The organism is Pseudomonas cucumis (assembly GCF_030687935.1).
GTDB lineage: Bacteria > Pseudomonadota > Gammaproteobacteria > Pseudomonadales > Pseudomonadaceae > Aquipseudomonas > Aquipseudomonas cucumis.
Genome location: NZ_CP117454.1, coordinates 3,540,130 through 3,567,068 on the forward strand (window position 1 = coordinate 3,540,130; position 26,939 = coordinate 3,567,068).

The window sequence follows — 26,939 nt, forward strand, 5'->3', positions numbered from 1 at the left end:
GGCGCACCGATACGATCGCACGCAGGTTTACGCTGATATGGCTGCTATGCACTTTCCGCCGACACCGCACTCTGCGGCTGCCCATGCTGACGCGCGGTCACAAGGCCGATAAAGGAAATCACCAGCGCCAGGCCGATGGTCGAAGAAACTTCCATACGGTGCTCGGGCGTCACCATCATCACCGCCAACGCTGCACAGATGAAGGCGATGACCAACCAGGTGAGCCAGGGGAACAACCACATTTTGAAGGTCAGCGTGACGTTCTGCCGACGCAGAATCCTGCGCATGCGCAGTTGCGATACCGCGATGACCAGGTACACCAACAAGGCAATGGCGCCGGAGCTGGCGAGCAGAAACTGGAATAAACCGGCGGGCATGAAGTAGCTGAACAAGGTCACACCGGCACCTAGTACGGTGCTGGCGATCACCGCAGCCCTCGGCACGCCCGCTGACGATGTCACCTTCAGCGGCTTCGGTGCATCACCGCGCTTGCCCAGCGAAAACAACATGCGCGAGGCGATATAGATCGACGAGTTCATGCAACTGGCCACGGCAATCAACACCACCACATCTACCATGAGTTTGGCGTGGGGAATGTTCATCAGTTCCAGCGCTCGCTGGTAAGAACCCACCGACGCCAGCAACGGATCATTCCAGGGCACCACGGAAATGACCACGAAAATGGACAGCAGGTAGAACACCCCGATCCGCCAGATCACCGAGCGTGTGGCTTTGGCGATGTTCTGCGCAGGGTTACTGGATTCGGCCGCTGCAATGGTCACCGCTTCTGTACCGATGAAGCTGAACATGATGGTGATGAATGCCCCTACAACCGCTGACAGGCCGTTGGGCGCAAAACCGCCATGTTCCTCCATGAGCCGACTCAAGCCGCTGGCTTCGCGCTCCGGAATCCACCCCAGCAACACCGCAAAACCAAGGCCGATAAATCCGATGATCGCCACGACCTTGGCCATCGCGAACCAGAATTCGAATTCCCCGTATTTGGACACGCTGAACAGGTTAGTCACGACCAACAGAATGATCGACAGCAAGGCAAACAGCCAGGCATCGATCTGTGGGAACCATTGGTTCAATACATGCCCGGCCGCGAGCGCCTCGATCGGTATCACCAGCACCCAGAACCACCAGTAGAGCCAGCCGATGGTGAAGCCTGCCCAACGCCCGATTGCCTGGTCGGCGTAGGTCGAGAAAGATCCGGTGTCCGGGTTGGCAACCGCCATTTCGCCCAGCATGCGCATGACCAGAACGACCAACAGGCCGGAAAACAGATAAGCCAGTAATACCGCCGGCCCCGCGGCAGCGATGGCATGTCCGGAGCCGACAAACAAACCGGCACCGATAATCCCCGCGATAGAAAGCATTGTGACGTGACGCGGCTTGAAACCCTGCGCCAACTGACCGTTCGAATCTTTGGAGTTCAGGCTATTCATTGTTTTTTTGTTCTCTGGTGATCGACGTTAAGGCGTACTGACTGAGGGTCAGGCGATCATCATTTCTCCCTGTTGCCGCGTCCGAACGCGGCGCACCTCAAACGCTCCTGTGTTCTAAATCAGGCATCACGGCTGCACACGGCCATGAAGTGACGCGCCACCTTACGCGTCTTGTCTTGAAAGCCAGTAGCTCGAGTGCGCCACTTACGAGTCTGATTTCGACACGCGTTGTGCGTATCGCATCGGGTGAAATATTGTCTGATAACTAGCGCAAACCTGCGGCTGCGCGCCGACGTCACTCACGCCCGGCACTCCATTCGCGCGCCAACAGCACTTGTCCTATCCTTTCATCCACCCAACAACTCCGGACACCGAAATGCCCGCCCCCGAATCCACCCTCCTCCAGAGCTGGCACCACAACGCCCAATCCTGGATCGAGGCCATCCGCACCGGCACCATCGAAAGCCGCCTCAAGGTCACCGACCAGGCAATCCTGCTGGCGGTACTTTGCCGCCAACCCGAGCGTGTGCTCGACCTGGGCTGCGGCGAGGGCTGGCTGTTGCGGGCGCTGGCCGAACGGGCCATCAACGCGGTCGGTGTGGATGGCGATGCGACGCTGGTCGAGGCGGCACGGGCGGCGGGCTCTTCGCAGGTGCATTTGGCGAGCTATGAAGCGTTGGTGGAGGCGAAGGTGGACATCGGCAGCAACTACGACCTGATCTGCGCCAATTTCGCCCTGTTGCACCAGGACATCATCCCCCTGCTCGCCGCCATGAACGCCCTGCTCGCCCCTGGCGGCGCGCTGGTGATCCAGACGCTGCATCCGTGGACTGTGGCGGCGGGCGACTATCAGGATGGTTGGCGGGAGGAGACCTTCACTGGGTTCAAGGGGCAGTGGCAACCCATGCCGTGGTACTTCCGAACGTTGTCCAGTTGGCTCAATGCGCTGGACATGGCCGGTTTTCGGCTGGCTGGCCTGCAGGAGCCGCAGCACCCGCAAAGTCCTGTGCCGCAGTCGTTGCTGTTGGTGGCTGAGCAACGGGGTGGCGACTAACCCCGGGCAAAAGGAACAATCAAGCCCAACAAATGACACACAAACAAAAACGCCGCTCAAAGAGCGGCGTTTTTGCGTTTAGCGCGGAATACGAGATTCACCTGTATTTTGCGCGCCTCAGTTCCAGGGACGGTCTCCATTCTCGTCCTTGATGCGGGTCGGCAGGCCCATCACATCCAGCGCCTTGAGGAACGGCTCGGCCGGCAGCTCCTCGACGTTGGCCATGCGCTGCACATCCCATTCGCCACGGGCGACCAGCAGGGCTGCCGCCACCGGTGGCACGCCAGCGGTATAGGAAATGCCCTGGCTGTCGGTTTCCGCAAAGGCTTCTTCGTGGTCGGCGACGTTGTAGATGAACACTTCGCGCGGCTGGCCATCCTTGGTGCCTTTGACCAGGTCGCCGATGCAGGTCTTGCCGGTGTAGCCGGGTGCCAGCGAGCTCGGATCAGGGAGCACCGCCTTGACCACTTTCAGCGGCACGACTTCCAAGCCTTCAGCGGTTTTGACCGGTTGCTCGGAGAGCAGGCCGAGGTTCTTGAGTACGGTGAACACATTGATGTAATGCTCGCCAAAGCTCATCCAGAAGCGCACGTTGGGCACGCCGAGGTTCTTCGACAGGGAGTGCACTTCATCGTGGCCGGTCAGGTACAGGTTCTGGGCGCCTACGACCGGCAGGTCGTCGGTGCGTTTGACTTCGAACATTGTGTTGCTGGTCCACTGACTGTTCTGCCAGCTCCACACTTGTCCGGTGAATTCGCGGAAGTTGATTTCCGGATCGAAATTGGTGGCGAAATACTTGCCATGGGAGCCGGCATTGACGTCGAGAATGTCGATCGAATCAATACGGTCGAAATACTGTTGCTGTGCCAACGCTGCATAGGCGTTGACCACACCCGGGTCGAAGCCCACACCGAGGATGGCGGTGATGTTCTTCTCTTTGCACTCCTCGAGGTGCTTCCACTCGTAGTTGCCGTACCAGGGCGGCGTCTCGCAGATTTTGCCCGGTTCTTCGTGAATGGCGGTGTCCAGGTAGGCCACGCCGGTATCGATGCAGGCACGCAGCACCGACATGTTGAGGAAGGCAGAACCGACGTTGATGACGATCTGCGATCCGGTTTCGCGGATCAGCGCCTTGGTCGCCTCGACATCCATAGCGTTCAGCGAGAAGGCTTTGATGTCAGCGGGCTCTTTGAGGCTGCCCTTGGCCTTGACGCTGTCGATGATGGCCTGGCATTTGGAGATGTTGCGCGACGCGATAGCAATACGACCGAGTTCGTCGTTGTGCTGCGCGCACTTGTGGGCCACCACCTTGGCGACACCTCCTGCACCAATGATAAGTACGTTCTTCTTCAATTTTTCTCTCTCTCCTCTCTGCCAGCTTACGAAAGGCTGGACATGTAGTCGTTGTAACCAAACTCACGAACCACCTCGACACTACCGTCGAGTTGTTTCACTACGATGGACGGCATTTTCAGGCCGTTGAACCAGTTCTTCTTGACCATGGTGTAACCCGCGGCGTCGATGAACGACAGCCGATCGCCAATGGCCAAGGGACGATCAAATTGATATTCACCGAAAATGTCGCCGGCCAGGCAGGATTTGCCGCACACCATGTAGGTGTGTTCGCCCTCGCTAGGCGCCAGCTTGGCATTCAGGCGATAGATCAGCAGATCGAGCATGTGCGCCTCGATGGAGCTGTCCACTACGGCCAGGTGCTTGCCGTTGTAGAGGGTGTCGAGCACGGTGACTTCCAGCGACGCACTCTGAGTGATAGCGGCTTCGCCCGGCTCCAGGTAGACCTGCACGCCGTATTTCTGCGAGAAGGCCTTGAGCCGCGCGCAGAACTCGTCGATCGCATAGCCTTCACCGGTGAAGTGAATGCCGCCGCCCAGGCTGACCCACTCGACCTTGTGCAGCAAATGGCCGAAGCGCTCTTCGATGGTGCACAGCATCTGGTCGAACAGGCCGAAGTCGGCGTTCTCGCAGTTGTTGTGGAACATGAAGCCCGAGATCTGCTCGATAACCTGCTCGATCTTCACCGGATCCCACTCGCCCAGACGGCTGAACGGCCGCGCCGGATCGGCCAGCAAATAATCCGAGCTGCTCACCTGTGGATTGACCCGCAGACCGCGTACCTTGTCTGCTGAAGCCTCGGTGTAGCGCTGCAACTGGCCGATGGAGTTGAAGATGATCTTGTCGCAGTTGTCGAGCATCTCCTCAATCTCGTCGTCGGCCCAGGCCACGCTGTAGGCGTGGGTCTCGCCCGCGAACTTCTGTCGACCAAGCTTGAGCTCGTAGAGTGACGACGATGTAGTGCCGTCCATGTATTGCTGCATCAGATCGAACACCGACCAGGTGGCGAAGCACTTGAGTGCCAGCAGGGCCTTCGCCCCGGACTGTTCGCGCACATAGGCGATCTTCTGCATGTTCGCCAGCAGCTTTTGTTTGTCGATGAGGTAGTACGGCGTCTTGATCATTTCGAGGCCTCCGGCAAGGCCAGCCAAAAAAAGGATGCGCATTGTGCCTTCACTGGCTACATATCGAAAGAGCAGAGAGCGCAGTTCGCTGAGCCGTCCTTAATTGGATCCAGAAGCCAACGTCACCGGCAGCTTGAATGGCCGTCATTCCGTTCTGCTTAGAATGATGTATAGCGGGGCGCCGCGCCACGGTGCTGCCAGGTCTTTACGATGACGAGCATTTTGATGCGGTCGTGAACTTCCAGGCGTGAATGACGAAAAGATCCGTCCAACTCCTTTAGCGCTCAAACATGGATAAGGTCCGGGTGGTGGCGCGCACGGGCGTGATGCTGGACGTCATTGCGCTGGATGAAACGTCACCGCGAGAAGGTTGATCCATGCGTTTCATAACTCTTAAGGTTTGCTTAAGGACTTTAAATGTCGTTGGCGGACAGACTTTCCTGAACGATCAGGAGAGCCTTCATGAACCCGCAATCGGTGAATTCAGACCATCCATGTGAACTTGCGCGACCGCTAGGCGCCCTGTCCAGTTGGCAAGAGCGCCGCGCCAAGGAACTGATGCTGCGTGATATGGGCAGTTGCGTTCGCATCAGCGAGATTGCCGAACACTGCAACCTGTCGCGCAGCCATTTTTCCCGGGCGTTCAAAAAGGGTACCGGCCACTCACCGCAAGGCTGGCTGGTGAGGATGAAAATCGAAAAAGCCAAAAGCCTGCTGATCACCTCGATGGCGATCACCGACGTCGTCTATGAATGCGGTTTCGCGGACCACTCGCATTTCACCCACACCTTTAGCCGGCTGGAAGGGATGACACCCAAGGCCTGGCGGCGGACCTTTGATCACGTGGTCACAAGCCCACTTCCCAACACGCCAATGATTGATCAGGACATCTCCGACAGGAGAATTCCCGATAGCGTGGCCGACGGCCTTCGACAGCCTCGCTCGCAGGAGCTGCGTGCGTGAACTGATCAAGGTCGACAGAACGAACTCCTCCCCTTTGGCCGCTCACGCGGCCTTTTTTTTATCCGGCGCTGGCTGCCGCGACCGGCAGGTTGAAACAGATCCGGGCGCCCTGCTCGCTGTCCTGGACAATCAGCGTCCCGCCGTGCGCGCCAATCACCGACTTGCAGATAGCCAGCCCCATTCCCATGCCGCTGCCTTTGGTGGTGTAGAACGCATCGAAGATTTGCTCTCGCTGTTGTGGCCCAATGCCCGGCCCGTTGTCCTGGAAGCAGACTTGAATATGATCGTCCTTGAACGCTGAGCCGATGATGATGCGTCCTTCTGGCAACCCGGCCCCGGCGATGGCCTCCAGCGCATTGGTGATCAGGTTGAACACCACTTGCTGGATCTGCACCGCATCGACCCACACTAGGCATTGCGCATCAAGTCGGGTTTGCAGTTGCACGTTGCGGTTCGCCAGGTCAGTGGCGGTCAGGCGCACGACCTCACCGATCAACTCGTCGATCTGCACCGGGAGCCGTTGCAACGGCGCTTGTTTGGCGAGCGTGCGAAGCGCCTGAACAATGTCGGCGGCACGGGCGCTGTCTGAGCGAATGTCTTCGAGCCCCTGAATAGCCTCTTCCAGATCGGGCTGATCACGCTTGAGCCAGCGCAGACTCGCCGCGGCGTTGGACAAGATGCCCAGCAGCGGCTGACTGATTTCATGGGCTATCGAAGCAGACAGCTCGCCCATGACTTTAAGGTGCGAGCTGCGCGCCAGTTCTGCCCGCGAACTGCGCAAGTCCGCTTCCATTTGCGCGCGCAGTCGGGTGTCTTCGACCAGCTGGGCATACAGCTTGGCGGTTTGCAGTGACACCGCGGCCTGGGAGGCAAGAATTTCCAGCATGGTCAGACGCTCGGCGCTGAACAGGTTGGGCACCAGGCTGTTTTCGAGATAGACCAGGCCGATCAACGAGCCTTGTCTGAGTAACGGCAGGCACAACATGGAGCGCGTCTGGCGCTGTTGCAGATCGGCGCTGTAAGCCTCTGGACAATTGGCGCGGGCATCGTCGAGCATCAGGGTGTTACGCGTGCGCATGGTGGTGTTGAGTACCGAGGCCGGCGCCATCTGTTCGAGCGACTGCCCGGTGTCCAGCGCGACCCGCACGTTGCCGGCTTCGACAGCAGCGGTCGCCGCGAGCTGCAGCTCGACGTCGTTGACGATCATCAGAGCGCCATGATCGGCACCCGCCTGAATCATCAGATGAGTCATCAGGGTTTCGACCAGTCGTTCGAGCAGTACCTCCTGCGAAAGTGCTCGTGCCGCCTCGATTCCCACTTCTAGATCGAGCCGGACCTGCGTCACAAGCCGGGCCGGCTCCAACGACGATTCCGCGCTGAGAAACGGGTGCAAGGTCTCCAGCTGACGCACCTTGCCGTCGGCGCCCCACAGGTTGTAGCAGTCGCGCGCGACGCGCAGGTGGTGATTGGCACCCGACACCAGCCCGTTGGGCAAGCAGATATCGGCCAGCTGTTCATGTGCGAGCGCCTGCTCGTGGATGAAACCGGCCGCCGCCGCAGCGATTTGCGACTGATCGAAGCAGCGGATGGCTACAAGTTCCTGACCGCGCAAACGGGCGATGACACCCTCGATCAGCAGCAATTTGTTGCGGAAGGTTGTCGGGTTGAGCTCGACCCATGGCAGAAACCGCAGACGTTGCCGCTCGAGTTGTTCCAGTTTTTCGGCAACATCCCCCGGTGCCTGCGCACTACCCAGCGCCAGGCTGTAGAACAGATAGTAATCGGCGAGATTGATGTGCGCCGGAATGGACCAGGCCAGCGCGGCGGCCTCTTCGAAACGCCGCAATGCGTAAGGGATATCGCCGAAATGAAACGCAGACATGCCTGAATACAGCCACGTCCAGAACAGCGTCGGCTGTGACACGCTGGTGCGGTCGATGGGGCCGAAACGGTCATGTTCGATGCCGTCCAGTTCGGTCAGCGGCCGGTGCTGACGCCCATCGCGCAGATCGCTGGCGTACGCCTGTTGTGCCAGCAGGATGCGTTCGATGTCGATGTAGTGAAACTGACGCACCCAGGCCAGGCCATGCTCCAGCTCGTCCAACACTCCTTGTAAGGGTTCGCCCATGAACAACAGATCGGAGCCGATGTGGTTGCAGGCATAACAGGACATACCCAGGTCACCGCCGGCCTGACCGCACTCGAATGCTGCGAACGCCTTCTGTCGGGCGTACGCCATCGGTCGGGTCCACGGGCTGACTTGATCGAGCGCCACCAGCGTGCCTGTGCGCCCGGCTTCATAGCCGTGTTTGTCGGTGAGCTCAAGGGCCACTTCGGCGAAGGCTTGCCCGTCCACATACTCGCCATAGCGTTCGGCAATCATCACGCCAAACCAGGCAAAGCCGTAACCGCTGCTCGGCGTGGTGCCATGCATCAACGTAAGTTCGACCATTTTCGCCAAATGCAGAAAACGAATGTCGTCGTTGACGAAGAACGAGGAAATCAACGTGCTGAGCAACTCCATGGCCACTTCGACAGGCGGGTCATCAGCCTTGGGCAAATGCACCAAATCGGCGATGCGACGCGCGCCCACGAGTGCGCGTACTTGGGCAAACGCGAGGCTCAGCTGTTCGTGCGAGGGCTTGCGCTGCAGGGGAATATCCAGCAGGGCCAACCCGGTAAGCGCCTCGGTTATCGCGCCCTCGTAATCGGAGTGCAACGTGCGCAAGGTGGCCCGTAACCGATAGGTTTTTGCGCGGTCGAGCGCTGTGGTGGCGTGATTCAGGCAGTCGTCGAGGCGGTGTTGGGCGCCTGCCAGATCGGCCAGCAACATGTCGCATTCGGCAGCCAGCCATTGGGTGGCGAACGCCTGAGTGTAAAGGCTCGACCAACCCGTCTGCCCGAGCAGACGCTCGGCCGTGCGCAGATAGCCCACGGCCTGCTCGACAGCGGCGGTGTCCCTGGCGCGCTCGGCGGCTTCGACCAACAGCTCAACGAACGCGGCACGGCGATGCGCCTCCAGTTCATCGGTGTCAATGCGCTGAACCTGGCTGGCGACTTCAAATACACGCTCATGGATCTGCGCGCCCCACTGATCAAGCATGGCGGCGGCGATACGGGCGTGCTCGGCGGCGCGTCCCGCTGGCGCAGCAAGCTGACAGGCTGCCTCAAGTACACGGTCGTGGGGAAACACCAGTTGCTCGCGCTCGCGCAACAGAAAACCGGTATCGACCAGGCTCTGCACATCAAGGTTTATCTGTTGCGGATCACACGGCAACAGCCGGTGCAGCAGCGACTCATCACAGCGCCCGCCAACGTAGCCGGCCGTGCGCAGTACTTCGCGTTCCATCGGCGCCAGCCGCTCGAGTCGCTGCACCATCAAGTCCGCGACGTTGTCGGCATAGCGATAACCGTCCACCTCCTTCTGGTCCCAGACCCAGCGGCGACCGTGCACGTCGAAGCGCACCAGACGTTCATCGATCAACGCGCGCAACACCTGGCTGACGAAAAGAGGGTTGCCGGCCGTTTTGTAGTGCACAACTGGCGCGAGTGTCTCAATAGCCTTGAGGTCAGTGTCCAGTTCAGCAGCGATCAGTTCCGCGACAGCAGGCACCGACAATGGACCCAGCATGACGCTTGCACCGGGTAACGATTGCCCATGGCCCAGCACCTGCAGCAACCCACCCTCACGCTGGAGGAACTGCGATTCGGCCTCGCGGTACGCCAGAATCAGCACCAGATGCCGGGGCGGCCGGGCAATGAAGGCCTGCAAGAACGACAGGGTCGAATCGTCGGCCCACTGCACGTCATCTACGAATAGCACCAGGGGTCGTCCTGGCTGAGCGAAGACTTCCAATACATCGAGTAGCGTCTGGTTGGCGCGATCAAGCGCATGCCGGGCAGGCATGTTCGGCAGTTCAGGCGTGACACCGATGACCAGCTCGGCCTCGGGCGCCAGCTCCACCAGGAGCTTGCCCCGCCCCTTGAGGCGTTCGATCAGTTGCTCGCCCAGCGTCTCCAGTTCCAGAGTCGGTTTGCCCAGCAATTGCGTCATCAGCGACTTGAAGATCTGCGCCAATGGCGCGTAGGGAATTTCCTGCTGCAGCAGATTACTCTTGCCGCTGGCCCAGTAGCCGGGCGCCAGGGGCCGGATACCTTGATGAATCAACGTCGACTTGCCGGCACCCGGTGCGCCACCGACCAGCAAGACCCGGGCGATGCCATTGCCGCGCACCTGACTTATCTGCTCGATCAACTGCGTGCGTTCAGCCTCTCGGCCGAACAGAACATCACTGCGGGCCACAGAAGGCAGCGCATCGAAGGTGCCCAGCCGAAACCCATCGATGCGCTCATATTTCAGCCACTGCTGTTGGCACCAGGCCAGATCCGCGGCCATCGATTCTGCGCTCTGATAGCGGGCATCCGGTTCCTTCGCCAAGCCTTTGAGCAGAACTTGGCAGATGCCTTCCGGCAGATCGGCGACATGGATTGCCGGTGATTGCGGTTGCACGGCGGCATGTACATGCAGCCATTGCGACGGGTCGCGGGCGCTGAGTGGCAGTCGACCGGTCAGCGCTTGGTAAAGGATCACGGTCAGCGCATAGATATCGCTTCGCGCATCAAAACTGGCGGCATCACGCCGTACCTGTTCGGGGGCCAGATAAGGCCATTGTTCCATGCCGGGCAGTTCAGCAGCGGACACCTCCCCGGCATGGCTGTGAAAACCCAGGAGTCTGACCGAGTCGGCGGCGTCCACCACCAAGTGGTGGGGTAGCAGACTGGCATGTCGCACGCCCGTCTTCTGAGCACTGGCCAGCGCGTTGGCCGCCGTTACGGCGATGGACAGCAAGCGCGTCAGTGGTAGCCCCGTGTCACCGAGCAAATCAGTCAACGGCGTCCCCGACGCGGGATAGATCAACAAAGGTCCCTCAGCCGAGCGGATGAACGCAACAGGGGCAATCGCCCAAGCCGGATCCAGGCGCAGATGAAAATCGCGCTCCAGCCGTTGGCACGTGGCAGGCAGCTGAATCGGTGCCCGGGCGGCGAGCCAGTATGTGCCCGATGACCGGTCCTGAAGCGTAAACCAGGTCAAGTCGTTTTCCCGGCGCAGCATGGCGAAGGTGCAGCGCAACAGCCAGGCTTCATCATGGACGACATCGAGACTCCGGGAACCGGATGTTGAGAGAGGACGGCTGGGCATGAACAATCACCGCTGAAGATTCGTTTCGGGCTGAGCCCAAGAGTACACGCAAGGCTCTGGCCCGGTGGCTGTGTGCGGATTATCCTGTCCGTCATCGGCACCATGATGGCCGTCCTGCTGCCCCGCTGCCGATGATTTTTACACACTGAAACCAAGGCGCGTTATCCCTCGGGATAATTGCATTATGCGAGGCCGTCCCCTAGCGTGTAACCCTGATGAATCGACGCTGCGGCGTCACTACCCGTCAACGCAGCGCAGAGGAACGCATGATCCGACTCGGCCACGCCACTATTTCCCTGGAACGGCGCGAAGCCTTTCTTGACGGACGGCCACTGCGTGTCGGGGGCCGGGCGTTCGAAATCCTCTCGGTACTGATGCAGGCCGATGGCCGGATTGTCAGCAAAAATGAATTGATTACACAGGTTTGGCCCGACACCGTCGTCGAGGAAAACAATCTGCAGGTGCAGATTTCTTCGCTGCGCAAGTTACTCGGGGAAAAAGAGCTCATACAGACGGTTCCGCGCCGAGGTTACCGATTATTGAAAGAACGTGAACCACCCCTGCCGCTGTTCCATCCGGTTGTCCCGGACCTCTTGGTGTCCGAGGATCAACAGACCATCGATCCGGACAGCGTGCCGGTGTTCATCGTCGACGATGAAGCGTCCGTGCGCACAGCCCTCAGCCGACTGCTGCGGGCCGAAGGTATTGCGCACCGGATATTCGCCTCGGCCGAAGAATTGCTCAGCGCTAACCTCGACATCGGCCCCGCTTGCCTGCTGCTTGACGTCAGCCTGCCCGAGGCGACGGGCCTGGAATTGCAATCGGCGCTCGGACAACGCGGGCATCCGTGGCCGGTCATCTTCATGACCGGTTTCGGCACCATCCCGATGTCGGTGCAGGCCATGAAAGCCGGGGCGGTCGAGTTCCTGACCAAACCTTTCAACGAAGACCAGTTGCTGCACATCCTGCGCACCACCCGTCAGCGTGCAGCGATAGCGTTCGAGCAATGGCAACGCACTCAAAGTGCCCGTCAAAGGGCCACCCTGTTGACCCCCCGTGAACGCGAAGTGCTACCGCTGATCGTCGCGGGTCTGTCCAACAAGCACATCGCCAACCGATTGGGCACCAGTGAAGTCACCGCCAAGGTCCATCGCAAGCACATCATGGAGAAGATGCAGACGCGCTCGCTGGTCAGTCTGGTCAAGCTGTATGGCCTGATCAGCGCCGAGCCGCCGTTTAGCATGCAGGGTTCTTCATGACTCTCAACACTGGCGGCGCCATCATCGTCTGCATCGTGGACGACGATGCGTCCGTGCGCAAAAGCCTGGCCAACCTGCTTCGGTCGGCCGGATACCGTTCTCGAGTATTCGCCTCGGGCGAAGAGTTCCTGACCCTCGAAAACTTCGATGACGTCGCGTGTCTGCTGTTGGATTTGAAAATGAACGGCCTGTCGGGGCTGGACGTCATGCGCGCGCTGACGTTCAAGGGCAGAAAGTTTCCAGTGATTTGCATGTCTGCACACTGGGATGAAGCCACACTGGCCGAATCCAGCCGCTATAAACCCATCGAATGCTTGCGTAAACCCTTCAGCGGCGATGCTTTGCTGAGCGCCGTCGAGTTTGCGCTGCAATGTGAGCGATAGTTGATCGGGACAACCAGATTGTGTTTGTAAGCGATGTCTATGAGGCCAAAAGTGGTCATTGGATTTTGCTACCAGACGGCACCAAACCAGCGGCAAGTGCCTCCAGCAACGCATTGACCTTGGGAAGCGCTTGTCGACTTTTGGCCCAAACCAGATGCGGGGATTGCGTTCTATCGCACGTGCACAGGCGTGCTGGCATGATCACCGACCTGGCCCAACGGCTTAACTGGCCATGAACAGCGATTGTAGTCAGGGAGGGTGTAGTCCTTGGCTCCGGGTTTGGCGTGTCGGACCGCGTTATTGGTGAGAGCCATCACATACGTCACGAGAAAACCGATCTGCCGAGCACCGGATTGATGTACTGGAAAATGTGCCCATTGAGGCTGGATCTGAGTTTTTTCAGAGGGGGCGCGCGGCAAAAGTCCAAGAAAGACTTTTCTTTGGACGAAAAAAAATGGACCTCTTTTCAGAGATCCATTTTTTAATGCTTGGAGCGGGAAACGAGACTCGCATCTAGCGTCCGCCCCATTGAAATCTAAAGGTTTTTAAACATCCCCTCCGTGGGAATGGACTTATTTTTGGACTTGTTCGGAGGGGATGTCAAGAACGGGAAGAACATAACTCCAAACCGTGCTACCGAGTGCTTTCTACATCCAGCCGCAGAAGCAACCATCAGGCTGCCGGCATCAACTCCCGCGTAAGTCACGTCGCCAGCCGCGAAATCATCAGCGTCCCGTGAGGTCGGCAAGCCGGTCAAATATTGGGTCGGTCAGGGCTTGATGTTCTTCAGCTTACTGAGCAGTTCCAGCAACTGTTGAAGCTGCTCCTCACCGAACTGCTCCTGAATCTTCAGGTAATTGCTTTCCATCCCCGCACTCATGTCGACAAAACACTGCTGCCCCTGCTCGGTGAGAGCGACGAACACCCGGCGCTGATCTTCCGACGACTTCCTGCGACGGACGATACCGTCGCGCTCCAGTCGGGACAGAACACCGGTCATGCTCGGCTTGAGGATGCATGCCAGATGAGCCAGCTGATGGCTTTCCAGTTCGCCGTGCTGGCGCAGGATACGAATCACCCGCCACTGCTGCTCAGTCAGATCATGTTCATTGAGCAACGGCCGGAAAAATGCCATGGCCGCTTCGCGGGCCTGCAACAAGGTGAGCGTAAGGGACGGTCTGGGGGTCGGCATGGTTCACGCGGAAAAAGAGGTCGAAGCGTCAAAGCTTAGAGTCGGCACAGAGTGCATGCAACATCCCCTCTACACCAGGTCATTAATTTATAAACAAATTACCTATCTCAGATAAAAAAATAATCGTTTTACCCCAATGTTTTACTGAAAAAACTGGAAAACACGCTACACAAATAAACGATAAGATGTTCACAATATGCCACCCCTTACCGAATAGGGGGTGATACCTACAAAAACAACAAAAGGAAACCCCTCATGCATTCGTGCCTCCTTCGCACGGCGGCAAGCGCTGCCCTGTGCGCCTCGTTTAGCATGAACAAGGCAGCCATGAATTGCGCAGTCCATCCAGGGTCGATGGCGGCAAGATCGACAACCGTTTTTTCAACGGCATGGTAAGCCTGTCGATGGGTGCCCATAAATTCGGTCTGGGGTACCAGAACCTCTCCGGTGATGGCGACTTCGCCTTTCCGGGCCTGGACCCTTATTCAGTCAACCTGGTGACCATCAACGTCTTCACCAAGGCCGAGACCGACGCCTGGCAGGCGCGTTACGACTACAACTTCGCGGCCCTGGGCCTGCCTGGGCTGACCTTCATGACTCGCTATGTCGACGGCTCCCATGTGCAGACCTCCACCGTGCGTAACGGTCGGGAATGGGAGCGTGACACCGACCTGGTTTACACGGTGCAGAGTGGTCCGCTGAAGAGCGTCAATGTGCGGCTACGCAACGCCACTCTGCGTTCAAGCAACGGCCTGATCAGCGATATAGACGAAAACCGGATCATCATCGGCTACAGCCTGGCCTTGTGGTGAGCCGCCCATGAAAAGTGCAAGCGGTTCCCTGTAAAAGCCATTTTTCAGGGCACTGGCTGCGACCATGATTGCTCAACAGACACTCGACGCCTATCGAGAAGCAAACATGGCTACCTCACCGCAAACCCGATTGTCGCTGGCGATACTCGCCTGGTGTCATCTGCGCATAACGCTGGAAGAATCGACTGAAATAGGCCGGGTCCTTGAAGCCCAGCTGGTAGCAAATCTCATTGGCCGAACCGCCGGTGAACAGCAACAGGCGCTTGGCTTCCTGCATCAGTCGTTCGAGGATCAGCCGTTTCGACGGCAAGTCGGCAATGCGTCGGCAGACGTCATTGAGCCGTGCCTCGGTAACACCAATGCCGTCGGCATAGCGCGACAGTGGCCAGTGCTGCAGGTAATGGTCTTCGATCAACTCGTTGAAGCGATGGAAAATCCGCAAGTCTTCCTGGCGTGCCGGGCGGGCTTCCAGGGAGTTGGCGCAGAGTCTGAGCAGGCTGATCATGATCAGGCGCGTCAGGCTGTCCAGTGCCGAACCTCGTCCGGGACCGTCTTCGTTGATCTCGCTGCACAGCTCCTCGAACAAAAATTCGAGTCTGCGGACCTCGGGGTGGAATTGCGGTGCCAGCCGCGCCAGCGCAACGCAGGCCGCCGGCAACTGCGCGCCGGGCGCCAGGCTGGGGTCGGCATCGATCAACTGCCAGACCAGTTGCTGGCGCACCGTCAGCACGTGCCCGTCGGCGTCCGCTTCGGTGACGAAGGAATGGGCCACCGTCGGTGGCGTGAGGAAAAACATCGGTCCCGACTCGAGGTATTGCTGGTCATCCAGATAGACCCGCACCGCGCCGCTCTTCACGTAATGCACCTGGAAGAACCGGTCGTGTCGATGCACCGGCATGTTGCGACCGAAAAACTCCGCCAGGTTGCCGAGTTTGTCGTAGTGCACTTCGGCATCGCTGTAGCGCTGGTCGTAGACCTGACCGATATTGATATTGGGGATCGGCTGACGATCGATCATCGCTGGATACTCTTTCTTATTGGGGTGTTGGCCGAGCAAGTGCTTTCATCCTGCGCCGGTTTTCGGCGGCTAACCACTGCTGGAAGATTTTGCCACGCTTGACGATAGTTAACATATTAATTATAACGTTAACAGGTTAACGAATACTTCACGGAGCAGTCACTGCCCCGCCACTGCCAGGAGAAAAGCATGAGCCGTGCCCTGCATGATGTTGCGAACGGCACCCTGTTCGGCGTTGCGCTGAACTATCAGGGGTTGCTGAACCAACGTATCGCTGAATTCGAACAAGCGCCTTACCAGAAACCACCGGTCAAACCGGTGCTGTTCATCAAGACGCCCAATACCCGCAATGGCCATGACCGCGCCGTGGTTCATCCGCAAGGTGAACGCCTGCAACCGGGTCCTGCACTCGGCGTGGTAATTGGTAAAAGCGCCAGCCGGGTCAGCGTTGAAAATGCGCTGGAGCATGTGGCCGGCTACACCATCGTCAATGAGTTCAGCCTGCCGGAGGACAGTTATTACCGTCCAGCGGTTAAAGCCAAGTGCCGCGACGGCTTCTGCTCGCTGGGCCCGGAACTGGTGGCCCGTGATCAGGTCGCTAACCCGCATCAGCTCAGCCTGAAACTGTTCGTCAACGGCGAATTGCGCCAGCAAAACTCCACCGCCAACTTCGTGCGCAATATCCCTCGGCTGATTGCCGAGATCAGCGAATTCATGACCCTCCACGAAGGCGATGTGTTGATTACTGGCACACCTGAAGGCCGTGTCGATGTCCTGCCCGGCGACACCGTCGAAGTCGAAATAAGCGGCCTTGGCCGCCTCGTCAACCACATCGTGGCCGAGTAACAGGAGCTTCCATGAAACACGCCCGTATCCGCTTTGAAGGCGAAGTCCACCTCGTCCATGTCGAAGAGCAAAATGCCGTGCGCCTGGCCGACGGCCGCTTGCTGGCCGAAGACCAGGTGCAATGGTTGCCACCGGCCACCGGCAGCATGTTCGCCCTGGGCCTGAACTATGCCGACCATGCCGCCGAACTGGCTTTCAAGCCACCGACCGAACCGCTGGCATTCATCAAATCCCCCGGCACCTACACCGGCCACAAACAAACCACCTGGCGTCCGGATAACGTCGCCTATATGCACTATGAGTGTGAACTGGTGGCCGTCATCGGCAAGCCGGCACGCAACGTCAAACGTGAAAATGCCCTGGAATACCTGGCCGGCTACACGGTGTGCAACGACTACGCGATCCGTGACTACCTGGAAAATTATTACCGGCCCAACCTGCGGGTGAAGAACCGTGATGCCACGACGCCCGTCGGCCCGTGGGTCGTCGACGTCGCCGACGTTCCTGACCCGAGCAACCTGAAGCTGCGCACTTGGATCAATGGTGAACTGCGCCAGGAAGGCAGCACCAAGGACATGATTTTCGACATCCCTTACCTGATCGAATACCTGTCCAGCTTCATGACCTTGCAACCCGGCGACATGATCGCAACGGGCACGCCGGAAGGTCTGGCCGATGTGGTGCCAGGTGATGAAGTGATTGTGGAAGTGGAAGGCGTGGGTCGCCTGGTCAATCGAATTGTCAGCGAAGCGGAATTCTTCTCCGCCCGTAACGAGGCTTGAGCAACATGATCAAACACTGGATCAACGGCCGCGAGGTCGAAAGCAAAGACACCTTCGTCAATTACAACCCGGCTACCGGCGAACCCATTGGTGAAGTCGCCAGCGGCGGCGCCGAGGAAGTGTCTCAGGCAGTGGCCGCCGCCAAGGAAGCCTTCCCGAAATGGGCAGCGACCCCGGCCAAGGAGCGCGCAAAGCTGATGCGCAAGCTCGGCGAACTGATCGAGCAGAACGTACCGCATCTGGCCGAACTGGAAACCCTCGACACTGGCCTGCCGATCCATCAGACCAAGAACGTTTTGATTCCACGCGCTTCGCACAACTTCGATTTTTTCGCCGAAGTCTGCACTCGCATGGACGGTCACAGTTACCCGGTGGACGACCAGATGCTCAACTACACCCTGTACCAGCCGGTGGGTGTCTGCGCTCTGGTATCACCGTGGAACGTGCCGTTCATGACGGCGACCTGGAAGACCGCTCCGTGCCTGGCATTGGGTAACACCGCAGTATTGAAGATGTCCGAGCTGTCACCGCTGACGGCCAATGAACTCGGTCGTCTGGCCGTCGAAGCCGGCATTCCTAAGGGCGTGCTCAACGTCATCCAGGGCTACGGCGCCACCGCCGGTGACGCGCTGGTTCGCCACCCGGATGTACGTGCGATTTCCTTCACTGGCGGTACCGCCACCGGCAAGAAAATCATGCAGACCGCCGGCCTGAAAAAGTACTCCATGGAACTGGGCGGCAAGTCGCCGGTGCTGATCTTCGAAGACGCGGATCTTGAGCGCGCCCTCGATGCTGCGTTGTTCACCATCTTCTCGCTTAACGGTGAACGCTGCACCGCCGGCAGCCGGATTTTCATCCAGGAAAGCGTCTACCCACAGTTTGTCGCCGAGTTTGCCGCTCGCGCCAAACGTCTGATCGTCGGTGACCCGCAGGACCCGAAAACCCAGGTCGGCTCGATGATCACCCAGGCCCATTACGACAAGGTCACCGGCTACATCAAGATCGGGATCGAAGAAGGCGCCACCCTCCTCGCCGGTGGTCTGGAGCGTCCGGCCAACCTGCCGGAACACTTGAGTCGCGGGCAGTTCATTCAGCCGACGGTGTTCGCTGATGTGAATAACAAAATGCGCATCGCCCAGGAAGAAATCTTCGGCCCGGTGGTATGCCTGATCCCGTTCAAGGACGAAGCCGAAGCCCTGCAACTGGCCAACGATACCGAGTACGGCCTGGCGTCTTACATCTGGACCCAGGACATCGGCAAAGCGCATCGTCTGGCCTATGGTATCGAAGCCGGCATGGTCTTCATCAACAGCCAGAACGTGCGCGATTTGCGTCAGCCGTTCGGCGGTGTGAAAGGCTCCGGCACCGGTCGTGAAGGCGGCCAGTACAGCTTCGAAGTGTTCGCCGAAATCAAGAACGTTTGTATCTCTATGGGCAGTCATCACATTCCGCGTTGGGGCATCTAGACCGCCGGTAAGGGTTGTCGAAGGCTGTGATGGGTCGCGCATCGGCCCATCGCAGAAGTCGACCTCCACCTGACTGAGTCAAACAACAACAACTTCAGGAGAATTATCATGGGCGAAGTCGTCCTGGCCGCGAAGATCTGCCACGTACCTTCAATGTACCTGTCGGAACTGCCCGGCAAGCATCACGGGTGTCGCGAAGCGGCGATTGCCGGACACAAGGAAATCGGACGTCGAGCCCGCGAGCTGGGTGCCGATACCGCCGTGGTGTTTGACGTGCACTGGCTGGTCAACAGCGGCTATCACGTCAACTCCGGCGAGCATTTCAAGGGCATCTACACCAGCAACGAACTGCCGCACTTCATCAAGAACATGGAATACGAGTACCCAGGCTGCCCGGAACTGGGCGAGCTGATCGCGGCCGAAGCCAATCTGGCCGGCGTGCGCACTATGGCTCACAACATCCCGAGCCTGGAACTGGAATACGGCACGCTGGTGCCGATGCGCTACATGCACATGGGCGTCCCCGACGAGCAGAAGTTCAACGTGATTTCCATAGCAGCCTGGTGTGCCTGGCACCGTCTGGAAGACAGCTTTGCCTTTGGCGCAGCAGTGCGTCGAGCCATCGAAAAGAGCGACCGCAAGGTGCTGGTACTGGCCTCGGGTTCGCTGTCCCACCGTTTCTCCGACGACCGCGAAGCCGAAGCCAACATCCATAACTGGACCCGCGAATTCGACAAGCAGATGGACCTGCACGTGGTCGAGATGTGGAAGCAAGGCCGCTTCAAGGAGTTTTGCGCGATGCTCCCGGACTACGCCGAGCATTGCTTCGGCGAAGGCAAGATGCACGACACCGCGATGCTCCTCGGACTGCTGGGCGGGCCTGAATACAACAAACCTGCCGAGATCATCACTTCGCCGTTCGGCAGTTCCGGCACCGGCCAGATCAACGCCATTTTCCCCCTCTGACACTCGCTCGCGGGCAGCCTGCAGGTTGCTCGCGGCCAGGGAGACGCACATGCCGCATTTCATCGCCGAATACACCGACAACATCGAGCAGCAGGCGGACTTGCCCGCGCTGTTCGAAAAGGTTCACGCCATCCTGGGAGACAGCGGCGTATTTCCCCTGGGCGGCATCCGCAGTCGTGGTGTACGTCTGGACACCTGGCGCATGGCCGACGGCAAGCACGATTACGCCTTCGTCCATATGACCCTCAAGGTCGGTCACGGACGGGATCTGCCGACCCGGCAGACAGTCGCCGAAACGCTGTTCAAGGTGATCACCGAGCACTTCGCCGAGCTGCAGTCGCAACGCTTGCTGGCGCTGTCGTTCGAGATGATCGAACTGCACCCCGAACTCAATTTCAAGCAGAACAACGTACATGCCTTCTTGAAGAACCAGGCGGGCTGATTCACGCCCCTCCTTCCGCCAACGGCCACTCAAACAAAAAGTACAACATCATGAGCACAGCCAATACCGCTGACAGCATCACCCTTGCCGAGCACGATCGAACCCACAGCACCGTTACCTGGCGCCTGATGCCATTGCTGTTGATCTGTTACCTGTTCGCCCATCTGGACCGGATCAACATCGGCTTCGCCAAGATGCAGATGAGTACCGATCTGCACTTCAGCGATACGGTCTACGGTTTCGGAGCCGGACTGTTCTTCATTGCCTACGCGCTGTTCGGCGTACCGAGCAACATGGCCCTGGACCGGGTCGGGCCACGGCGCTGGATCGCCAGTCTGATGGTGGTCTGGGGTGTGCTTTCCACCAGCATGTTGTGGGTCGAAAGCTCCAGCGGTTTCTATGTCCTGCGCTTTCTGCTGGGGGTGGCCGAAGCCGGTTTCTTTCCCGGGATCCTGGTGTTTCTCAACCGCTGGTACCCGGCCCGGCGCCGGGCTCAAGTCACCGCGCTGTTCGCCATCGCCGTGCCGATGGCCGGGGTGATCGGCGGACCGCTGTCCGGTGCGATTCTCGAAAACCTCCATGACTTCGGTGGTCTGCGCGGCTGGCAGTGGATGTTCCTGATCGAAGGTGCGCCAGTGGTCCTGCTGGGTCTGGTGGTTCTCAAGTGCCTTCCGGATAACTTCGAAGTCGTGAAGTGGCTCAACCCCGCGCAGAAACAACAACTGCGCGCGCAATTGAACAGCGAAGAACAACGTAAATCCATCACCTCCTTCGGCGGCATTGTGCGCGACCCGCAGGTCTGGCTGCTGGTGGCGATTTATTTCGCGGTGATGCTAGCGGTCAATACCCTGGCGTTCTGGATGCCGACCCTGATTCACGGCGCCGGCATCGGCCGCGACAGCCAGGTCGGCCTGCTCAGTGCTGTGCCCTATCTGGCCGGCTGCTTCTTCATGATCGGTTGTGGACGCTCATCGGACCGTAACCGTGAACGCCGTTGGCACTTGTGTGTGCCGCTGCTGATGGCCGCCGCCGGTATTGCCTTGGCGGGACTGGCACCGGGTAACCCGTTGTTGGTGATGGGCGGCTTGACCATTGCAGGCATGGGCGCCAGCGCCGCGTTGCCGATGTTCTGGCAACTGCCGCCAGCCTTTCTCTCCAACGGCACCCAGGCCGCTGGCATCGCGATGATCAGTTCATTTGGCAGCATCGCATCGTTTCTCGCCCCTTACCTGATCGGCTGGATGCGCGACACGACTCAGAGTGCCAGCCTGGCCCTGTATGTCCTTGCACTGTTTATCGCCCTTGGAGGCTTTCTGGTCCTTCGTACCCACGCGGCCATCGTCAACCCACAGTAAGAGATCTTTGTCATGCTCGATCAACAGCAAATCCTGCAAGCCGCCACACAACTGGACCGGGCCGAACGCTCCAGGGAGCAGATCCGGCAATTTTCCCTCGACCACCCGGCTTTCACGATCGAGGACGCCTATGCCATCCAGCGCGCCTGGGTTGCACAAAAAATCAAGGACGGGCGCAAGCTGGTCGGGCACAAGATCGGTCTGACCTCGCGGGCCATGCAAGTGTCCTCGAACATCACCGAGCCGGATTTTGGTGCCCTGCTCGATGACATGCTCTTCGAGGAAGGCACGGACATTCCTTTCGAACGCTTTATCGTGCCGCGCGTAGAAGTGGAGCTGGCGTTCATTCTTGGCAAGCCGCTCAAAGGTCCGAACTGCACGATCTTCGACGTGCTCGACGCCACAGAGTGGGTGATCCCGGCGCTTGAGATCATCGACGCCCGCATTCAGCAAATCGACCCGCAAACCAAAGCGACGCGCAAGGTCTTCGACACCATTTCCGACAACGCTGCCAACGCTGGCGTGGTCATGGGAGGTCGTGCGGTGCGGCCAACCGAGATCGACCTGCGCAAGGTGCCGGCGGTGTTGTACCGCAACGGCGTGATCGAGGAGTCTGGGGTTTCCGCAGCGGTGCTTAACCACCCGGCGAAGGGCGTGGCCTGGCTTGCGAACAAGCTGGCCGCATACGACGTCACCCTGGAAGCGGGGCAGATCATTCTCGGAGGCTCCTTCACCCGTCCTGTGACGGCCAACCCCGGCGATACCTTCCATGTCGATTACGACATGCTGGGTTCCATCTCCTGCCGCTTCGTCTGATCCCTGGAGAACCGTTCTATGGAAATGCCCATCAACCGCTTCAAGCAACGCCTGAAAAGCGGCGAAGCACAGATCGGCCTCTGGCTCGGTCTGGCCGATGCCTATTGCGCCGAGCTGGCGGCGAATGCCGGTTTCGATTGGCTACTGATCGACGGCGAACATGCGCCCAATGACCTGCGCGGCATGCTCAGCCAGTTGCAAGCCGTCGCACCCTACCCAAGCCAGGCGATCATCCGCCCGGTGATCGGCGATACCACGCTGATCAAACAGGTGCTGGATATCGGCGCCCAGACCCTGCTGGTCCCGATGGTCGAAAGTGCTGAGCAGGCACGAGAACTGGTGCGCGCGATTCACTACCCGCCCCAGGGTATACGCGGTGTTGGCAGTGCGCTGGCCCGTGCTTCGCGCTGGAACAGCATTCCCGGCTACCTCGATCAGGCCGATGCGCAGATGTGCCTGCTGGTGCAGATCGAGAACCGCGAAGGCCTGGCCAACCTGGATGCCATCGCATCTACAGAAGGTGTCGACGGGGTCTTTATCGGGCCGGCAGATTTAAGCGCATCCATGGGCCATCGCGGCAATCCGGGCCATCCTGAGGTGCAGGCGGCCATCGAGGACGCCATTGTGCGAATTCAGAAAGCTGGCAAGGCCGCAGGCATTCTCAGTGCTGACGAGACACTTGCCCGGCGCTATATCGAGCTGGGCGCAGCGTTTGTTGCAGTCGGTGTCGACACCACGGTGCTGATGCGCGGCCTGCAATCCCTCGCTGGCAAATTCAAAGATGCCCCGGTGCCCACCAGCTCCGGCGGCGTGTACTGATTTTTTCGAGAAGTCCGATGAAACTTGATGATTTGCAACTGCTGCGCGAACAGGCTTATGTCAATGGCCAATGGATCGAAGCCGATGACGGCACACGTTTCGCGGTGACCAACCCGGCGGATGGCGAAACCATCGCCCAAGTCAGCTCCCTCGGCCAGGCCGAAACCACCCGCGCCATCGCTGCGGCCCAGGCGGCCCTGCCCGCCTGGCGTGGTAAGACCGCCAAGGAGCGCAGCAATGTATTGCGCACATGGTTCGAGCTGATCATGGCCAATCAGGAAGACCTGGCCCGCCTGCTCAGTTGGGAACAAGGCAAGCCACTGGCCGAGAGTCGCGGCGAAGTGGCTTATGGCGGGAGCTTTATCGAGTGGTTCGCCGAAGAGGCCAAACGGGTCTACGGCGATGTAATTCCTCACGACAAACAAGGCCGGCGGCTGGTGGTGATCAAACAGGCCATCGGGGTGGTGGCGGCCATCACGCCATGGAATTTCCCCAATGCAATGATCACCCGCAAGGTCGGTCCGGCGCTGGCCGCTGGCTGTACCGTGGTGCTCAAACCGGCGTCGGAAACCCCACTGTCGGCCCTGGCCCTGGCTGAACTCGGCGAACGCGCCGGCATTCCGGCCGGGGTGCTGAATGTGGTCACCGGCACCCGCTCACGGGAAATCGGTGCCGAGCTGACGGGTAACCCGGCGGTGCAGAAACTCTCGTTCACAGGCTCCACCGGTATCGGCAAATTGCTGATGGCCCAATGTGCGCAAACCATCAAGAAAGTCAGCCTGGAACTGGGCGGCAACGCGCCCTTTATCGTCTTCGAAGACGCCGACCTGGATGCCGCGGTGGAAGGTGCTATCGGCTCGAAATTCCGCAACAGCGGCCAGACCTGTGTCTGCACCAACCGCTTGCTGGTGCAGAACAGTGTCTATGACGAGTTTGCCCGCCGCCTGGTACTGGCGGTCAACGCCCTCAAGGTCGCCCGGGCCGAGACCGAAGGCGCGCAACAAGGGCCGCTGATCAACGCCAAGGCCGTGGCCAAGGTCGAGGAACATATCAGCGACGCGCTGGCCAAGGGCGCCACGCTGCTGGCCGGCGGCAAACCCCATGCGCTGGGCGGCAACTTCTTCGAACCCACGGTGCTCGGCGACGTCACCCCGGCCATGCTGGTGGCCCGGGATGAGACCTTCGGCCCGCTGGCACCGCTGTTCCGTTTCGACACCGAATCCGAGGCAATCGCCATGGCCAACGACACCGAGTTCGGTCTGACGTCCTATGTCTACACTCGCGACCTGGGCCGCGCCTGGCGCGTCAGCGAAGCGCTGGAGTACGGCATGGTCGGAGTCAACGAAGGGCTGATCTCCACCGAAGTGGCGCCGTTTGGCGGGATCAAGCAGTCAGGATTGGGCCGTGAAGGTTCGAAATACGGGATCGATGATTACATCGAGCAGAAGTACATGTGCCTGAGTATCAAATAAGTCGGTTGGCCTGCGTCAGGTATGTAAAACACAGCGGATCTCGTGTGTGGGCTTGTTCGCGATAGCGGTGGATCCGTCGACAGTGATGTTGAATGTACCGACGTCATCGCGAGCAAGCTCCCACATTAGATCCCGGCTATTTCTGACACCGTGTTTTGTCTCTAGCGCCTGATGGTCTTCAGCTCATTGAGCAGCCCGAGCAACGTCTGCAACTTCTCCTCTCCCAACTGAGCCTGCAACCGCTGGTAGTTCTCTTCCATGCACTGGCTCATGGACGCAAAGCACGCCTCGCCCTTTTCGGCCAGAGTCACCAGCACCCGCCGCTGATCTTGCTCGGCCTTGCGCCGATGGACCATCCCGGCCGCCTCCATTCGCACCAGCACACCGGTCATGCTTGGTTTGAGGATGCAAGCCAGTTCCGCCAGTTGGTAGATTTCCAGTTCGTCGTGCTGACTGAGGATGCGGATAACCCGCCACTGTTGTTCAGTCAAACCGTGCTGGTTGAGCGAGGGACGAAAAAAGCTCATGGCCGCTTCACGGGCCTGCAATAGGGTCAAGGTCAGGGATTGCCGGGGTTTATGCATGGAAGTCAGAATCACGGTTGATTTAGTTAATAGTTTAACGAAACTCTACCACTGTCCAACTCACAAAACGCTATAACTTGTTTGGCTCCCGAAGGCTCTGGCGCGCTGAATCAAAAATCCCGGCACAGAGAATCAAGACATCCGCCCCGCCAGAGCTCTTAATAGAAGTCATCCGGTACAGAGCTTCCTAAAGGCCCTGCGTTGAGTTTTTCTTCACTTTTTCAGGCTGCGCCATGATCAATATCGAAACGCCCACCTATTACACGGCCACCAAAAAATACAACCTCAGCTTCCCGACGCTGGAACAGGATGTGGAAGCTGACGTTGTGATCATTGGCGGTGGTTTCTCCGGCATCAATACCGCACTGGAGCTCGCCGAAAAAGGCATCACCAATATCGTCGTGCTGGAGGCGCGTTACCTGGGTTTTGGCGGCACCGGGCGTAATGGTGGACAGATCATGGCCGGCATCGGTCACGACCTGGAGAAGATCAAGAAGGACGTGGGTGAGGACGGTCTGCGTCAGGTCTTTGAGATCAGCGACCTGGGTGCGGACATCATCAAAGATCGCATCGCCAAGTACGACATCGATGCCGACTTCTGTCACGGCTACGGCTACATGGGTTTCAACGCTCGCCAAGAAAAGACCCTGCGCGCTTGGGAAAAAGACTTCAAATCGATCAACACCAAACACGAGATCCGCTTTCTCGGCGGTTCGGACGTCAAGCAAATCATTGGCTCCGACGCCTACAGCAGTGCTCTGTTGCACATGGGCGGCGGTCACGTCCATTCGCTGAACCTGCTGCTCGGTGAAGCCAAGGCAGTGGTCAGTCACGGCGTGCGAATTTTCGAGAACAGCCCGGCCCTGGAAGTCAGCTATGGCGAGCGCATTACCGTGCGCACGGGGCGCGGCTCGGTCAAGGCCAGCAAACTGCTGTGGGCCTGCGACAGCTTCCTCAACAAACTGGAACCCGAACTGCACCGCTCGACCATCAACACGTACGCCTTCCAGATGATGACCGAGCCACTGTCGGACGAGCTGATCAACCGCATCAGCCCGATTCGCGGCGCCTACAGCGACATTCGCCCGGTGATCGACTACTACCGTGTCACCAACGAAAACCGCCTGCTGTTCGGTGCCGCCACCCCTTTGGTCGAACATATTCCCCTGGACCTGAAGGCCTGGAATCGCCGCCTGATGCTGAAGATTTTCCCCTATCTCAAGGACGTGAAAATCGACCTGGCCTGGGGTGGTCCGATGGCCTGCAGCCCGAACCTGTTCCCGCAGATCGGCACCCTGCCCGGTCGCAGTAACGCCTTCTTCGTTCAAGGCTATTCGGGCTTCGGCGTCACACCCAGCCACATCATCTGCAAGGTGCTGGCTGAGGGCATGAGTGAAGGTTCGGCGCGCTATGACCTGGTCAGCTCGATCCACCGCCCGACCATCCTTGGCAAAGATGCGTTCCGCCCCTTGTTGCTGACCGCCGGCAAATCCTGGCACCAGCTTTCGGGTTACTGGAACGGGCGCCGCTGACGGCCGAGGCGTTCTTCCCTTTCAACTTTTTTACTCATCAGGAGCAACTG

General features: G+C 59.2%; 21 protein-coding genes and 1 pseudogene. 15 read left to right on the forward strand and 7 right to left on the reverse strand.

The window, feature by feature from the left end:
- Nucleotides 1–44 precede the first annotated feature (44 nt).
- The gene (gabP, locus tag PSH97_RS15980; protein WP_305445770.1) at nt 45–1,451 is read right to left on the reverse strand and encodes a GABA permease; all 1,407 of its coding nucleotides are present in this window, start codon (nt 1,449–1,451) and stop codon (nt 45–47) included.
- A gap of 376 nt (nt 1,452–1,827) precedes the next feature.
- Here gabP and PSH97_RS15985 point away from each other — a divergent pair, with 376 nt between their 5' ends.
- Nucleotides 1,828–2,505, forward strand: coding sequence for a class I SAM-dependent methyltransferase (locus PSH97_RS15985; RefSeq protein ID WP_305445771.1), 678 nt, complete (start codon nt 1,828–1,830; stop codon nt 2,503–2,505).
- Between the two features lie 117 nt (nt 2,506–2,622).
- Here the strand turns inward: PSH97_RS15985 and PSH97_RS15990 are convergent, their stop codons facing one another.
- Together PSH97_RS15990 and nspC are read right to left on the reverse strand one after the other, a co-directional pair.
- Nucleotides 2,623–3,858: a saccharopine dehydrogenase family protein gene (locus PSH97_RS15990; RefSeq protein ID WP_038983024.1), complete on the reverse strand. Its 1,236-nt coding sequence runs from the start codon at nt 3,856–3,858 to the stop codon at nt 2,623–2,625.
- Between the two features lie 26 nt (nt 3,859–3,884).
- A complete protein-coding gene (gene nspC, locus PSH97_RS15995) occupies nt 3,885–4,982 on the reverse strand; it encodes a carboxynorspermidine decarboxylase (protein WP_305445772.1) in 1,098 nt (365 codons plus the stop codon).
- A gap of 462 nt (nt 4,983–5,444) precedes the next feature.
- Here nspC and PSH97_RS16000 point away from each other — a divergent pair, with 462 nt between their 5' ends.
- Entirely contained in the window at nt 5,445–5,945 is a 501-nt protein-coding gene (locus PSH97_RS16000; RefSeq protein WP_322791086.1) for an AraC family transcriptional regulator, read from the forward strand.
- A 58-nt stretch (nt 5,946–6,003) separates the two neighbouring features.
- On the opposite strand, the gene PSH97_RS16005 is transcribed toward PSH97_RS16000, so the two are convergent.
- Nucleotides 6,004–11,058: a trifunctional serine/threonine-protein kinase/ATP-binding protein/sensor histidine kinase gene (locus PSH97_RS16005; RefSeq protein ID WP_305449814.1), complete on the reverse strand. Its 5,055-nt coding sequence runs from the start codon at nt 11,056–11,058 to the stop codon at nt 6,004–6,006.
- A 353-nt stretch (nt 11,059–11,411) separates the two neighbouring features.
- Between PSH97_RS16005 and PSH97_RS16010 the strand changes: the two genes are divergently transcribed.
- Nucleotides 11,412–12,404, forward strand: coding sequence for a response regulator (locus PSH97_RS16010; RefSeq protein ID WP_305445773.1), 993 nt, complete (start codon nt 11,412–11,414; stop codon nt 12,402–12,404).
- Complete coding sequence (locus tag PSH97_RS16015; protein ID WP_305445774.1) at nt 12,401–12,787, forward strand: response regulator transcription factor; 387 nt, start codon at nt 12,401–12,403, stop codon at nt 12,785–12,787. The genes PSH97_RS16010 and PSH97_RS16015 overlap by 4 nt, the downstream gene beginning before the upstream one ends.
- Before the next feature lie 769 nt (nt 12,788–13,556).
- On the opposite strand, the gene hpaR (PSH97_RS16020) is transcribed toward PSH97_RS16015, so the two are convergent.
- Nucleotides 13,557–13,979: a homoprotocatechuate degradation operon regulator HpaR gene (hpaR, locus tag PSH97_RS16020; RefSeq protein WP_105341072.1), complete on the reverse strand. Its 423-nt coding sequence runs from the start codon at nt 13,977–13,979 to the stop codon at nt 13,557–13,559.
- A gap of 314 nt (nt 13,980–14,293) precedes the next feature.
- Between hpaR (PSH97_RS16020) and PSH97_RS16025 the strand changes: the two are divergent.
- Nucleotides 14,294–14,791: pseudogene (locus PSH97_RS16025) on the forward strand (OprD family outer membrane porin); the annotation flags it as partial.
- Between the two features lie 115 nt (nt 14,792–14,906).
- Here PSH97_RS16025 and hpaA read toward each other — a convergent pair.
- The gene (gene hpaA, locus PSH97_RS16030; RefSeq protein WP_305445775.1) at nt 14,907–15,809 is read right to left on the reverse strand and encodes a 4-hydroxyphenylacetate catabolism regulatory protein HpaA; all 903 of its coding nucleotides are present in this window, start codon (nt 15,807–15,809) and stop codon (nt 14,907–14,909) included.
- A 189-nt stretch (nt 15,810–15,998) separates the two neighbouring features.
- On the opposite strand from hpaA, the gene PSH97_RS16035 reads away from it, so the two are divergent.
- The 9 genes from PSH97_RS16035 (at nt 15,999) to PSH97_RS16075 (ending at nt 24,773) form a co-directional block, all read left to right on the forward strand.
- Nucleotides 15,999–16,655, forward strand: coding sequence for a fumarylacetoacetate hydrolase family protein (locus PSH97_RS16035; RefSeq protein ID WP_305445776.1), 657 nt, complete (start codon nt 15,999–16,001; stop codon nt 16,653–16,655).
- An 11-nt stretch (nt 16,656–16,666) separates the two neighbouring features.
- The gene (locus PSH97_RS16040; protein ID WP_105341076.1) at nt 16,667–17,437 is read left to right on the forward strand and encodes a fumarylacetoacetate hydrolase family protein; all 771 of its coding nucleotides are present in this window, start codon (nt 16,667–16,669) and stop codon (nt 17,435–17,437) included.
- 5 nt (nt 17,438–17,442) lie between these two features.
- The gene (gene hpaE, locus PSH97_RS16045; RefSeq protein ID WP_305445777.1) at nt 17,443–18,903 is read left to right on the forward strand and encodes a 5-carboxymethyl-2-hydroxymuconate semialdehyde dehydrogenase; all 1,461 of its coding nucleotides are present in this window, start codon (nt 17,443–17,445) and stop codon (nt 18,901–18,903) included.
- 108 nt (nt 18,904–19,011) lie between these two features.
- Nucleotides 19,012–19,869, forward strand: a complete 858-nt coding sequence (hpaD, locus tag PSH97_RS16050; protein ID WP_145314519.1) for a 3,4-dihydroxyphenylacetate 2,3-dioxygenase — start codon at nt 19,012–19,014, stop codon at nt 19,867–19,869.
- Between the two features lie 49 nt (nt 19,870–19,918).
- Nucleotides 19,919–20,311, forward strand: coding sequence for a tautomerase family protein (locus PSH97_RS16055; RefSeq protein ID WP_105341079.1), 393 nt, complete (start codon nt 19,919–19,921; stop codon nt 20,309–20,311).
- A 50-nt stretch (nt 20,312–20,361) separates the two neighbouring features.
- Nucleotides 20,362–21,666 carry an MFS transporter gene (locus PSH97_RS16060; protein WP_305445778.1) on the forward strand — a complete coding sequence of 435 codons (1,305 nt, stop codon included), beginning with the start codon at nt 20,362–20,364 and terminating at the stop codon, nt 21,664–21,666.
- 12 nt (nt 21,667–21,678) lie between these two features.
- Nucleotides 21,679–22,482, forward strand: coding sequence for a 2-oxo-hept-4-ene-1,7-dioate hydratase (gene hpaH, locus PSH97_RS16065; protein ID WP_305445779.1), 804 nt, complete (start codon nt 21,679–21,681; stop codon nt 22,480–22,482).
- A gap of 18 nt (nt 22,483–22,500) precedes the next feature.
- Nucleotides 22,501–23,301, forward strand: a complete 801-nt coding sequence (gene hpaI, locus PSH97_RS16070) for a 4-hydroxy-2-oxoheptanedioate aldolase (protein ID WP_145314521.1) — start codon at nt 22,501–22,503, stop codon at nt 23,299–23,301.
- Nucleotides 23,302–23,318: 17 nt separating this feature from the next.
- Nucleotides 23,319–24,773: an NAD-dependent succinate-semialdehyde dehydrogenase gene (locus PSH97_RS16075; protein WP_305445780.1), complete on the forward strand. Its 1,455-nt coding sequence runs from the start codon at nt 23,319–23,321 to the stop codon at nt 24,771–24,773.
- Between the two features lie 161 nt (nt 24,774–24,934).
- On the opposite strand, the gene hpaR (PSH97_RS16080) is transcribed toward PSH97_RS16075, so the two are convergent.
- A complete protein-coding gene (hpaR, locus tag PSH97_RS16080) occupies nt 24,935–25,357 on the reverse strand; it encodes a homoprotocatechuate degradation operon regulator HpaR (protein ID WP_105341084.1) in 423 nt (140 codons plus the stop codon).
- A 233-nt stretch (nt 25,358–25,590) separates the two neighbouring features.
- Between hpaR (PSH97_RS16080) and PSH97_RS16085 the strand changes: the two genes are divergently transcribed.
- Nucleotides 25,591–26,889: an NAD(P)/FAD-dependent oxidoreductase gene (locus tag PSH97_RS16085; protein ID WP_105341085.1), complete on the forward strand. Its 1,299-nt coding sequence runs from the start codon at nt 25,591–25,593 to the stop codon at nt 26,887–26,889.
- Nucleotides 26,890–26,939: the final 50 nt, after the last annotated feature.